Source organism: Nocardiopsis alkaliphila YIM 80379 (genome assembly GCF_000341005.1).
Lineage (GTDB): Bacteria > Actinomycetota > Actinomycetes > Streptosporangiales > Streptosporangiaceae > Nocardiopsis > Nocardiopsis alkaliphila.
On sequence record NZ_ANBD01000034.1, the window covers coordinates 1 to 12,564 of the forward strand.

A 12,564-nucleotide genomic window follows, 5' to 3' on the forward strand; every position below is an offset into this window, starting at 1 on the left:
GGCGCTGGAGACCGAACCGGTCGACCCCCGTCTGTGAGGGTGTGCGGGTGATCGGGGCGCCGAGGAGCTCCTCGGCGCCCCGCTTCGCAGGACGCCTCAGCCCGGCTTCCGGGTGCCGATACGGGGATGGACCGGACCAGTGCCCAGGGCCGGGTCGGTGAGGGGCTCGAACCTGAGGGCTCCCACCAGGGTCGGTGCGCTCCGTCATCGTGGGAACACAACGATCGGATGCCGCTTCGCCCTCTTTTCAGGTACCTGCCTTCCACCGGACACCCCCACCCGCGATGATGTGCCCGCACAACCCCCAAACCCCGAACCCATCGGAGAAGCAGGCGTGTCCCCAACCCCGCTCAGACCCCCCGCACCGACCGAGAGCGCTCCCGCCCCACGTGGCCGAGTCCTCGCCGGGCTCGCCGTCGTGGCCCTCGGCGCCGGCCTGATGACCTCCACACCCGCCCTGGCCCAGACCGATGGCCCCGTGATCAGCGAGGTCTACGGAGGCGGTGGCAACAGCGGCGCGGACCTGCGCCACGACTTCGTCGAACTGGGCAACCCCACCGCCCAAGCGCTGGACCTGTCCGGCTGGAGCGTGCAATACCTGCCCGCCCGCCCCGGACCGAACACCCGGGTACAGGTCACTCCGCTCAACGGTCAGATCCCCGCCGGTGGGCACTACCTGATCCGGCAGGCCGCCGGTGCGGGCGGAACCACCGAACTCCCCGAACCCGACGCCGCCGGCACCATCAACATGTCCGCGAGCGCGGGTGCGGTCCTTTTGGTCGAAGGCACCTCGGCCGTGGAGTGCCGCACCGCCGCCACCTGCGCGCAGGAAACGACCATCGTCGACGTGGTCGGCTACGGCGGGGCCGCGATCTTCGCCGGCTCGCCCGCAGCCGGGACGAGTAACACCACCTCCGCCTCCCGCGACGACGCCTTCACCGACACCGGGAACAACTCCGCCGACTTCACCATCGGTGCTCCGACCCCCACCAACGGTGCCGGCGAGACCGTCCAGGACCCGGGTGGCGGTGACCCCGACGACCCGGTCGATCCCGGCGACCTGCGTATCCACGACGTCCAAGGTGTCACCCGAACCTCACCCCTGGTGGGAAAGCAGGTCACCGGCCTGCCCGGCGTGGTCACCGCGATCAACGCCTTCGGTAGCGCCCAAGGCTTCTGGTTCCAGGACACCGAAGGCGACGACGACCCGCGCACCAGCGAGGCGTTGTTCGTCTTCACCGGCTCCACCACGCCCGACGTCGCGGTCGGCGACGAGGTCCTGGTCGCCGGACGGGTGAGCGAATACCGTCCGCAGGCCGGCGCGCAGACCATCACCCAGCTCGATCAGGGCCGCTGGACCACGGTCTCCCGAGGCAACGACCTGCCCGCGTCGGTCCTGCTCGAAGCGGACACCATCCCGGACGCCTACGCGCCCGACCACGGTGGTGACGTCACCGACCTGGAATTGGAGCCGGACACCTACGCCCTCGACTTCTGGGCCGCACACGAGCACATGCTCGTCCGGGTGGAGGACGCTCCCGTCATCGCCCCGACAGACGGCTACGACGCCCTGTGGGTGACCACCCGGCCAGACCAGAACCGCACCGCCAACGGCGGTGTCCACTACGGCTCCTACGAGGACCCCAACAGTGGTCGGGTGAAGATCGAGTCGTTGCTGGACCGCCAGGTGCGGCCCTTCCCGAAGGCGAACGTCGGCGACACCCTCGCCGGGGTCACCGAGGGCCCGGTCTACTACAACCGGTTCGGCGGCTATCTGGTCCGCGCCACCACCCTGGGCGAGCACGTTTCCGGTGACCTGGAGCGGCGGCCGGTTCGCGAGACCGAGCGCCACGAGATCAGCGTGGCCACCTACAACGTCGAGAACCTCGGCGGCGCCGACGATCAGGCCGACTTCGACGCCTTGGCCGAAGGGTTCGTCGACTACGTCGGTGATCCGGACATCGTGGGCCTGGAGGAGATCCAGGACAACAGTAGTGAGACCGACGACGGGGTGGTCGACGCCGACGTCACCCTGGACCGTCTCGTCGAGGCGATCGCCGACGCGGGAGGTCCCACCTACGAGTGGCGTCAGATCAGTCCAGAGGACAAGCAGGACGGCGGAGTCCCCGGCGGAAACATCCGCAACGCCTTCCTGTTCAACCCCGAGCGGGTGCGGTTCGTGGACGTGGAGGGTGGTGACGCCACCACCGACGTGGAGGTCGTCGAGGGGGAACGTGGCGCTGAGCTGTCGGTGTCCCCGGGCCGGATCAGTCCCGAGGACGAGGCTTGGGAGTCGAGCAGAAAGCCGCTGGTGGGACACTTTCGGGCGCTCAACCGCGACGTGTACGTGGTCACCAACCACTTCAACTCCAAGGGTGGGGACCAGTCCCTGCACGGTGTCCATCAGCCGCCGAACCGGACCAGTGAGGTTCAGCGGGGCGCTCAGGCCGCACTGGTCCGTGAGTTCGCCGATGAACTCTTGGCGGTGGACCCCGACGCGAACCTGGTGGTCATGGGCGACCTGAACGACTTCCAGTTCTCGCCCACCCTGGAGGTCCTCACCGGCGACGGTGTGCTCACCAACCCGATGGTGGACCTGTTGGAGCCGACCGAGGGCTACAACTACGTCTTCGATGGCAACTCCCAGGCGCTCGACCACATCCTGGTCAATGGAGCCCTGGCCGGCCGGGTGGACTACGAGGTGGTCCGGATCAACTCCGAGTTCCACGACCAGGTCAGTGACCACGATCCGCAGGTGTTGTGGATCGACACCCGGCGTAGCGCTCCGCCGCACCGGGGGTGAGGTGGCGGGGGTGGGGCATCGTTTCGGGCGGGGCACCGAGCCCCATATCCGAATCACCGCCGCCACCCCCGGGAGCAACCCGTCGCCAAGCTCAAGGAACAGGGCCAGGGATGAGGGTGGGGACGGTCGAAGGATGACGACGGTGACCGGTGAGGGGCGGGCTGGTGACCGACCCCGAACACCACCGACGAGAACGTTCCTTCGCCCCCGAAGAAGGCGGGTGACGGGTGCCCCCGTTTCCCGCCGCGTGATGGTGGCCGTTTGCGCTGCGCGCGTCAAGGTCGTTCGTCCTCGCTGCGCTGCGGGCGCTCCACCTTGACCCGCTTGGCTTCAACGGCGGGGTGGGCGGCTATCGGGAAACGGGGAAGGTGTGGTTGGGGGCCTGAGGCCCCCTCGGGGCTCGGGTCCCGGGCCTCGGGTCCGGGACCGGAGCTTGGCCCGCTCCCTTCGGACCCCCTCCGGCCGCTGGGCGGCCGAATGCCTTCCCGTCCGCCTGGTGGGAATCGGTGGGCGCCTCCCCGTGGGCGTCGGCAAAGCAACGACAGGCCCGCACCAGGTTTCGGACCGGGGTGGAGGAAGGCCCACCGGTCCGGCGGCCCTGCTTCGGGCTCTGTTGCCCGGTGATCTTGCCCCCAGGGGCACAGAAAGCGTTTTCCGTGAGCCTGGGAGCAAGATCGACTTCGCAGGGCCATGACCATGGCGACGGAGGCGTACAGGCCCAGCGCGGCGGGTCTGCCTCCGGGACGGGTGAGGTGCCCGAGCCTGTGGTGGGCGCGGGCGGTGAGCTCGGTGAGTTGTTCGGGTGGCAGTCCGGTTGGACGCCGCAAGTTCAACGGCTCTTCTGCTTCGTCTGGTTGGTCTCTCGACCCCGGATTTCAGCGGAGGAGCGCTGTTGTGTGGGCAGAACACGGAAATCCGTCTGAATCGTCCCGCTTCGGCCCTTTCGAGCGATGGTCGGATCCCTGCTGTGAACAGGGCTTATGAATAAGCCTCAGTGACTCCTTTCCCCTGGTCCTCGTGGGTATGTGGAATGTGAAGCCGAAGGAAAAGGTGAAAGGTTCGTATTCGCTGCCGCCGGTGCGGTGGACAAAGGAATCCTCGGGTTCTCCTTCTTCAGCCGATCAGCTCAGGTCCCTTTGGGACAGCAGACGCGCGGACAGCGCCCACAGCGCGGTGGTGAGGACCACGGCGGCGAACACGATCGGACCCACCGCGGCGAGATCGAGCCCCGCCGAGTCGGCGACGGCGCCGTTGCCCAGGAACAGCGCCGAGGTGACCAGGGAGTGCGGGAACAGGTGGGACACCACACCACCCTGACCGCTGTACAGAAGACCCGTTCCGATCGCACATCCCAACAGCCCCACGGCTACGGGCGCGGTGAACGACCGGATCAGCATCGACAGCAGTGACTGCACGGCCACCACGGGTAGGGCGGCCACCACCCCGAGCAGGGCCACGACCACGTACTCCCACGGTGGAGCGCCCTCCAGATCGAGCACGAACACTCCGACCACGACCACCAGGGTGAGCAACATCGCCTGCATGACCGCCACCACCAGGACGAGCGAAACGATCTTGGCGCCCACGATCGCGGCGGTCCGCGCGGGCGTGGACATCAACAGGTTCCGGTTGTGTCCCCGGTGCTCCATCCGCCAGGCGGCCGAGGCCAGTACGGCCACCCCCATCGACATGAAGAACAGGCCGTAGAACAGCACCACCTGGGACCAATAGGACCCCCACCCGGCGGACAGAACGCCCTGGTTGGCGGCGTAGTTGATGCTTCCCGCAGTGACCGCGAGCACCGGCAGCACGATCGCGACGGCCCACAGGGCCGAGCGGCGCAGTTTGGTGAGTTCGGCGAGGATCATGCCGGACCTCCCTCGGCTCGGTCCAGACGCCGACACGCCCCGAGGAACAGGGCCGCCGAGGCGCACAGGAACAGGGCGAACGCCCAGGGAACGGGGGCGGACTCGACGAACCGATCCCCCTCCACGGCCACCGGCGAGATCGCCGCGTAGTAGCCCCAGGGCAGGACGTAGGCCACCCACGTGGGCATGAGCAGGGCATAGACCGCGTAGAACGCGCCCAGCAGTCCCACTCCGAGCCCCACGAGCTGGTTGTCCACCCGAGCGGCCAGCCACAGGTGCAGGCCGAGCAGCGCCAGGTCCACCAAGAGCAGGCAGAGACCGTACCGCGCCCATAGGGTGATCGGCAGCGTGACCTCGATTCCGGCGACCATCCCGGCGGCGATGAGCAGCACGCACTGCGCCACCGCCGTGAACGTCAGGGCCACGCCCAGGACCACGGCCTTGGCCCGACACAGCAGCCCCGGCCCCAGGCCGGCCACCCGCGCCATGAACCACCCCTGGCCCTGATGTTCGATGTCCACCTGACGTCCGGCGAGTACCGCCACCAGGACGGGCGAGGTCATCGCCGCGATCATCACCTGACCGAGCAGGAGCGCCTCCCAGGGCTGCGCGGCCGGATCGGCGAACCCCTCGCGCGCGCTCTCGGAGAAGAGGTTCATCCCGGACAGGGCCACGACGGCGACCACCATCACCAGACACAGAACCCACACCCGCAGCCGGCGTGTCTTGTGGACCTCCAGGCCCACGGCCATTCGCATCACGACAGCCCCTCGCGTCCGGTCAGGTCCATGAAGACCTCCTCCAGGGAGCGACGCACCCGATAGAGGCCGTGGACGGGAACGTCGTGGTGGACCAACCGCCGCACCAGGTCGGCCGTCTCGTCCTCGCCCAGCCCGGACAGGCGCAGCCCTTCGTGGGTGCGCACGGCCGACAACCCCAGGTCGAGGACCCGTTCGGGTTCGGGGGTCTCCAAGACCAGGTCCGGCGTGCTGCGGTCGAACAGCTCGCCCCGGGTGCCCTGAAAGATCAGTCGCCCCCGGCCGAGGATCCCCAGGACCGACGCCATCCGGTCGACCTCGTCCAACAGGTGACTGGAGACCATGACGGTGACGCCCTCGTCGGCCAGGGACTTCAGCAGGTCGCGAATCTCCTCGATCCCGGCCGGGTCCAACCCGTTGGTGGGTTCGTCGAGGATGAGCAGACGGGGTTCGCGGGCCAACGCCATGGCGATGCCCAGCCGCTGCTTCATGCCGAGCGAGTAGGCGCGGACGGGCTTGTCCATGTGATCGCGCAGGCGCACGGTGGCCACGGCGCGCTCCACCTGACGCTCGGTGAGCCCGAGCATCCGGCGGACGATCGCCATGTTCTCCCGGCCGGTCAGGTGCCCGTAGCCGGGAGGGGCCTCGATCAGGGAACCGATCAGTGCTGCCAGCTCGTGCCTCGTGCGGTGGTTCATGGGACGGCCCAGGACGCTGACCTCGCCTCGGCTGGGGCGCACCAGTGACAGCAGCATCTTCATCGTGGTGGACTTGCCCGACCCGTTGGGACCGAGGAAGCCGTAGACGCACCCCTCGGGCACCCGCAGGTCCAGGGAGTCCACGACCGTGCGCGACCCGTAGGCCTTGGTCAGCCCCTCGGTGGTGATGACATGACTCATGGAGCCTCCTTCCACCGAGCAGACTCCATCGACGAACCCGCACGACACATCGGACCGGGGTACCGAAAGGGGATTCGTACCGGGGGAGGAGGCCGGGTGGTTCAGGCGTCGCGGAGCAGGTCCTGACGATCCACCAGTCCGGCGCGGAAGGCGAATAGCACCGCCTGCACCCGGTCCCGCGCTCCGGTCTTGGCCAGCACGTTGCCGACGTGGGTCTTGACCGTGGGCATGGACAGCACCAACAGTTCACAGATCTCGGAGTTCGTGTACCCGCGCGCCACCGCCGTGAGGACCTCACGCTCCCGGGGCGTCAACGACTCCAACGCGCGCCGGGTCTCCCGTGCCGGGGGAGCCTCCGGCCCCGAGCCGCCGCCCAGCAACGGGCGTACGTGCCGCAGCAATCTTCGGGTGGAACTCGCCGAGACCACCGAATCGCCCCGGTGCACGGTGCGCAGCGCCTCCAGGAGTTCCTCCGGGGGAGTGTTCTTGAGCAGGAAGCCGGCCGCGCCGGCCTCGATGCCCTCGATCACGTACTCGTCGGTGTCGAAGGTGGTGAGCACCACGATCCGGCACCGCGCCCCCGAATCCACCAGTGTGCGGGTGGCGCTCAGCCCGTCCGTCCCCGGCATCTGGACGTCCATCAGCAACAGGTCCACCGGGTCCGTGCGCTGCTGCTCCACGGCCTCGGCCCCGTCCACGGCCTGCCAGGCCACGGCCATGTCGGGCTGGGAGTCGATGACCATGGCCATTCCGGCGGTGAAGAGCCGCTGGTCGTCGGCGAGCCCCACCCGGATCACGTCTCCTCCCAGGGAACACTCGCCCGGACCCGCCAGAGGCCGGTGGTCTCGTCCATCCCCACCTCCAGGGCGCCGCCGTGCAGGGCGATCCTCTCACGCATCCCGACGAGCCCGAGGCCACCGTTGCGCTCTCTGGGTCCGTGGGTGCCCGTGACCGGATTGGTCACGGTGACCACGATCAGCCCCGAAGAACGCGCGAGGTGGACCCGCACGGCGACCGGGCCGGCGTGTTCGAGGGCGTTGGCCAGGGACTGCTGGACGAGGCGGTAGACCGTCAGGTGGACGCTGGTGGGCGGGGACGCCTCCTCGTCCGTCGGTGGGCCGTCCTGGGTCAGGCGGACCCGAAGACCCGTCCGCCGGTACTCGTCCACCAGCGTGGGAAGGGCGTCGAGATCGGGCGTGGGGGAGAGCTCACGACGGGTGTCGTCCCGCAGCACTCCCAGTAGTCGATGCAGCTCGCGTGCGGACTCCCGGCCCACCCGGCCGATCGTCTCCAACGCGGTCACCGCCGACTCCGGGGACGAACGCGCCGCGTAGCGGCCACCGTCCGCCTGGGCGACGATGACGTTCAACGAGTGCGCGAGGACGTCGTGCATCTCCCGAGCGATGTGGGTGCGCTCGTCCAAGGCGGCCAACCGCAGCTCCTGTTCGCGCTGGGTACGGAGCAGCCGAGTGTGTTCCCGGAGTCGGTCGACCTCCTCCCGGTTGTGCCGTCGCGCGGTGCCGAGCAGGGCGAACAGCAGCAGGATCGTCCACCCCGACACCAGGGAGGTGAGCCGGACACCGAAGCCCTCCATCGAGACCGTGCCCGGAACGAAGAGGACGGCCCAGGCCATACCCAGGAGCAGGAGTACCAGGACCGCGCGGCGCCACCGCACCGACAACTGCGCCTGCGAGGTGTAGGTGGCGACGAGGACGCAGACCACGGACAGGGTGGTGAACTGCTCCATCCAGAGCACCTGGACCATCAACAGCACGGCCAGTACCGCCAGGGAGGTCAACGGCCGCACCCGCCGCACGCTCAACGCCGCGCAGCACCCCACGGCCAGGGCGAGGTAGGTGGCGGAATCGAAGGGGGAGGACCACGACAGCGGCCAGGTTCCCACCATCAGGACCAACCAGAGCGCGGCCCAGATCAGGTCCATGACGAACACGTGCTCACGGGACCAGGACCTCGCACGGGCGGCGAACGAACGTGGGGTCGAGACGGACATGGTTCCCCACGTTAGCCGGCGGCACGGGACGGCACCTCATGCCACGGTAGGAGATGCCACGGCACGAACGCGGCGCGTCGGTACGGCGGCGCGCGTCCCCCGCTTCGAGGCGTCGAATTGCCTATCCTGTAAGGGTCCGCACCGTCCCTATCAGGGAAGCGATACATGAACGTCCTGCTCACCGGTGGCGCCGGGTACATCGGCTCCCACACCGCCGTCGCGCTCCTCGAAGCGGGCCACGAGGTGGTCGTCGTGGACTCCCTGGTCAACAGCCACGAAGAGGCCCTGCGCCGGGTGGAGCGGATCACCGGGCGGACCCTCACCTTCCACCGGGTCGACTGCACCGATCCCGAGGCGATGCGCGAGGTCTTCGCCCGGCACGACGTCGACGCGGTCATCCACCTGGCCGGGCTCAAGGCCGTAGGGGAGTCCATCGCCCAACCCCTGCGCTACTACCGCAACAACCTCGACGCTCTACTCACCCTGTGCGAGACCATGGACACCGCCGGGGTGCGCGACCTCGTCCTGAGCTCGTCGGCGACCGTCTACGGCGATCCGGAGCGGGTCCCCATCCCCGAGGACGCCCGGCTCAGTACCACCAACCCCTACGGCAGCACCAAGCTGTTCGCCGAGCGCATCCTCGACGACCTGGCCACCGCCGACCCGCGCTGGCGGATCATCTCCCTGCGCTACTTCAACCCGATCGGCGCGCACCCCAGCGGCCTGATCGGTGAGGACCCCCAGGGCGTCCCGAACAACCTCTTCCCCTACATCGCCCAGGTCGCCGCCGGACGTCGCGAACGTCTCAGCGTCTTCGGTGACGACTACGACACCCCGGACGGCACCGGGATCCGCGACTACCTGCACGTGGTGGACCTGGCCGCCGGTCACCTGGCCGCGGCCGACCGTCTGGCCGACGTTCCCGGGCACCGGATCTACAATCTGGGCACCGGGCGCGGAACCTCGGTCCTGGAGGGCCTGCGCGCCTTCGAACGCGCAACGGGAAGTCCGATCCCCCACGAGGTGGTCGGGCGCCGCCCCGGGGACATCGCCGTCTGTTACGCCGATCCGACCGCGGCCGCTCATGACCTGGGCTGGAAGGCGCAACTGACCGTCGACGACGCCTGTCGTGACGCCTGGCGTTGGCAGTCGACCAACCCCCAGGGGTTCGCGGGCTGAATCGGCGGGCGTGCCGGGCGCTCTTCCTTCGGCGTGATCTTGCCACCAGGAGCAAGGAAATCGACTTCCTTACTCCTGGTAGCAAGATCCACTGGTCCCTCATGGTGGGTGTCGGGAGGGTTCCGACGGGAGCCGCCCGGCAGCAGCGCTGGGGCGGGCGGGGAGGGAACTCGGTGGTCGGCACCGGAAACGGAACGGACGCCCGTGGCGTAGCGCTCCTCACGGCGACGGGCGACGTCCACGGAACACGCCCTAGACTGGACGGACATCCCGATTTTTCTGCGGAAGGTCCTCCGTCGTGTCCGTTGCTGCTGACAGCACGTTCGACACCGTCCTCGTCGTCGACTTCGGTGCGCAGTACGCGCAGCTGATCGCGCGGCGGGTCCGTGAGTGTCACGTGCACAGCGAGATCGTGCCCTCCACCATGCCCGTCGAGGAGATGCTCGCCAAGAAACCCAAGGCCATCATCCTCTCAGGTGGCCCGTCTTCGGTGTACGCACAGGACGCCCCGAACGTGGGGGCCGAGCTGTTCGAGACCGGGGTCGCGACCTTCGGCATCTGCTACGGCTTCCAGGCGATGACACGCGCCTTGGGCGGGGTCGTCGAAAAGACCGACCTCAGCGAATTCGGCCGCACGAACCTGACCGTGACCAACGACTCCTTGCTGCTGGCGGGCCTACCCGAAGAGTTCAACGTGTGGATGTCGCACGGGGACTCCGTGGTCCAGGCCCCGGAGGGCTTCACGAGGACCGCCGGCACCGAGGGCGCCCCGGTCGCGGCGTTCGAGGACACCGACCGTCGTCTGTTCGGGGTGCAGTTCCACCCCGAGGTCATGCACACCGAGCACGGCCAGGAGGTGCTGCGCCGCTTCCTGTACGAGGGGGCCGGCTGCCGTCCCACGTGGACGATGGTGAACATCGTCGAGGAGCAGTTGGAGCGCATTCGCACCCAGATCGGTGACAAGCGCGTCATCTGTGGCCTGAGTGGTGGTGTGGACTCCGCGGTCGCGGGTGCCCTGGTCCAACGCGCCGTCGGTGACCAGCTCACCTGTGTCTTCGTCGACCACGGTCTGCTCCGCAAGGGCGAGGCCGAGCAGGTCGAGAAGGACTTCGTGGCGATCACCGGAGCCAAACTCAAGGTGGTCGACGCCCAAGAGCGTTTCCTGTCCGCGCTGGCCGGTGTGACCGACCCCGAGGCCAAGCGCAAGATCATCGGCCGCGAGTTCATTCGCGTGTTCGAGCAGGCGGCCCGGGAGGTCGTGGCCCAGAGCGGTGACTGTGGCGCCGAGGTCGAGTTCCTGGTGCAGGGCACCCTGTACCCGGACGTGGTGGAATCCGGCGGTGGCAGCGGTACCGCCAACATCAAGTCGCACCACAACGTGGGCGGTCTGCCCGAGGACCTCCGGTTCACCCTGGTGGAGCCGCTGCGCGAACTGTTCAAGGACGAGGTCCGCAAGGTCGGCGAGGAACTGGGCCTGCCTCCCGAGATGGTGTGGCGTCAGCCTTTCCCCGGCCCCGGCCTGGGTATCCGCATCATCGGTGAGGTGACCCACGACCGGCTGGAGATCCTGCGGGAGGCCGACGCCATCGCCCGCGAGGAACTCACCCGCGCCGGGCTGGACCGGGACATCTGGCAGTGCCCGGTGGTGCTGCTCGCCGACGTGCGTTCGGTGGGAGTGCAGGGCGACGGCCGTACCTACGGCCACCCGGTGGTGCTGCGTCCGGTCAGCAGTGAGGACGCGATGACCGCCGATTGGTCGCGGGTGCCCTACGACGTGCTCGCTCGTATCTCCAACCGGATCACCAACGAGGTGCGCGAGATCAACCGGGTGACGCTGGACGTGACCAGCAAGCCTCCGGGCACCATCGAGTGGGAGTAGATCCCTCCCGAACATGAGCGGGGCTCGGCGCGTGCGCCGAGCCCCGTCCTCAGTTCGGAGGAGGAAGTCTGATGCTGGTCGGGTCCTCGTTCGAGGAGTGAACGAGTTCCACGGTCTCGGGGAGTTCGTCCGGGCGCAGGATGAACACGAGTTCACCGTTCGCGCTCGCGCCGGGGACGATGGAGGACCACAGGTCGGCCCGGGCCTCGGTGGCCGTCGGCGTCTCCGCGGGCAACCAACGCTTGTTGCTCGTCACCATCTTCTGTTCCTCGGAGCCGAAGTCCAGTGGAACCTCTCCCAGGTTCTCCAGGCTCAAATCGACCACGCAGTACTGCCCGGTCGTCGAGGAACGTCCAGGGAGGTCGTTCTCGCAGCGGACCGATTCCACCCGATAGTGGACCGAGCCATCGGAGGTGATCGCGGAGCCGTCCTCGTGGGTGGAACCGGAATTCGAGGGCTCGGAGGGCACGTCCTCCTCGGGGGCCTCGGCCACGGGGCCCTGGTCGTCGGGGCGGGCCTCTCCCTCGTCCGGATCCGAAGCGAAGAAGCCGGTGTTCACCACCAGGGCGATCATCAGGAGGAGGACCAACAGGGAGACGGCGGCGGCCACCACCAACCCCCAGAACAACCCTCCGCGCCTGCTCGGGGTGACGGGGCGATGCGGGGGCGGCGGCACCGGCGGTACGTACGGCTGGGGACCCCGCTGCTGCTCGGGCGGCACCATCGGAATCGGGCCGGTGGAGGCCGGATGCTGTGCGGAGGGTGGCCCCTGTTGCATCTGGCGTGGTTGAGCGTGTGGAGGGGGCGCGGCGGAGGCGTGCGGTGCGGGCGGAGGCTGTTGGGGTGGACCTTGGCGGGTGAAGTTGCCGGTCTGCTGCGCGGGCGGTGGCATGGGCGGGGCCGCCCGGTACGGGCCGGGCGCCGGGTGGTGCATACCGCTCATGGTCTGATGCGCCGGATGCCGCATCGCCGGACCGGGATGACCGGGCGGCATCGGTGGCAGGTTGGGTCGCCAGGACTGGTGTAGGGCGTGGGAGACCATGTCGTTGGGGTTGCCGGCCTCCTCACCCCCGGCGAGTTCCAACAACAGGTCCTGGGCGGTGGGGCGACGGCCCGGCTCCTTGGCCAGGGCGCGTGCCACCAGCCGATCCAACGGCGGGGCCCGGG

9 protein-coding genes (1 of these 9 only partly in view) are annotated in these 12,564 nt (G+C 68.9%); 3 read left to right on the forward strand and 6 right to left on the reverse strand.

Translation table 11 applies throughout. The annotated features are described in order from the left end of the window. Window positions 1-334: 334 nt before the first annotated feature. The gene (locus tag D472_RS0104950; protein WP_017603398.1) at window positions 335-2,803 is read left to right on the forward strand and encodes an endonuclease/exonuclease/phosphatase family protein; all 2,469 of its coding nucleotides are present in this window, start codon (window positions 335-337) and stop codon (window positions 2,801-2,803) included. Window positions 2,804-3,924: 1,121 nt separating this feature from the next. Here the strand turns inward: D472_RS0104950 and D472_RS0104955 are convergent. The 5 genes from D472_RS0104955 to D472_RS0104975 form a co-directional block, all read right to left on the reverse strand. Continuing rightward, window positions 3,925-4,671 carry an ABC transporter permease gene (locus D472_RS0104955; RefSeq protein ID WP_017603399.1) on the reverse strand — a complete coding sequence of 249 codons (747 nt, stop codon included), beginning with the start codon at window positions 4,669-4,671 and terminating at the stop codon, window positions 3,925-3,927. Then, window positions 4,668-5,429, reverse strand: a complete 762-nt coding sequence (locus D472_RS0104960) for an ABC transporter permease (RefSeq protein ID WP_017603400.1) — start codon at window positions 5,427-5,429, stop codon at window positions 4,668-4,670. The genes D472_RS0104955 and D472_RS0104960 overlap by 4 nt, the downstream gene beginning before the upstream one ends. Further along, the gene (locus tag D472_RS0104965) at window positions 5,429-6,328 is read right to left on the reverse strand and encodes an ABC transporter ATP-binding protein (protein WP_017603401.1); all 900 of its coding nucleotides are present in this window, start codon (window positions 6,326-6,328) and stop codon (window positions 5,429-5,431) included. Before D472_RS0104965 ends, D472_RS0104960 begins: the two co-directional genes overlap by 1 nt. A 101-nt stretch (window positions 6,329-6,429) precedes the next feature. Then, window positions 6,430-7,125: a response regulator gene (locus tag D472_RS0104970; protein ID WP_017603402.1), complete on the reverse strand. Its 696-nt coding sequence runs from the start codon at window positions 7,123-7,125 to the stop codon at window positions 6,430-6,432. Beyond that, window positions 7,122-8,339, reverse strand: coding sequence for a sensor histidine kinase (locus D472_RS0104975; RefSeq protein ID WP_017603403.1), 1,218 nt, complete (start codon window positions 8,337-8,339; stop codon window positions 7,122-7,124). Before D472_RS0104975 ends, D472_RS0104970 begins: the two co-directional genes overlap by 4 nt. Window positions 8,340-8,504: 165 nt before the next feature. Between D472_RS0104975 and galE the strand changes: the two genes are divergently transcribed. Together galE and guaA are read left to right on the forward strand one after the other, a co-directional pair. Beyond that, window positions 8,505-9,518, forward strand: coding sequence for a UDP-glucose 4-epimerase GalE (galE, locus tag D472_RS0104980; protein ID WP_017603404.1), 1,014 nt, complete (start codon window positions 8,505-8,507; stop codon window positions 9,516-9,518). A 298-nt stretch (window positions 9,519-9,816) separates the two neighbouring features. After that, a complete protein-coding gene (gene guaA, locus D472_RS0104985) occupies window positions 9,817-11,397 on the forward strand; it encodes a glutamine-hydrolyzing GMP synthase (protein WP_017603405.1) in 1,581 nt (526 codons plus the stop codon). 49 nt (window positions 11,398-11,446) lie between these two features. On the opposite strand, the gene D472_RS0104990 is transcribed toward guaA, so the two are convergent. Next, window positions 11,447-12,564 carry the 3' portion of a serine/threonine-protein kinase gene (locus tag D472_RS0104990; RefSeq protein ID WP_033303190.1) on the reverse strand. Its footprint extends 715 nt past the window's final position, so 1,118 of the gene's 1,833 nt are visible here — the last part of the coding sequence; the start codon falls outside the window, past its right edge; its stop codon occupies window positions 11,447-11,449.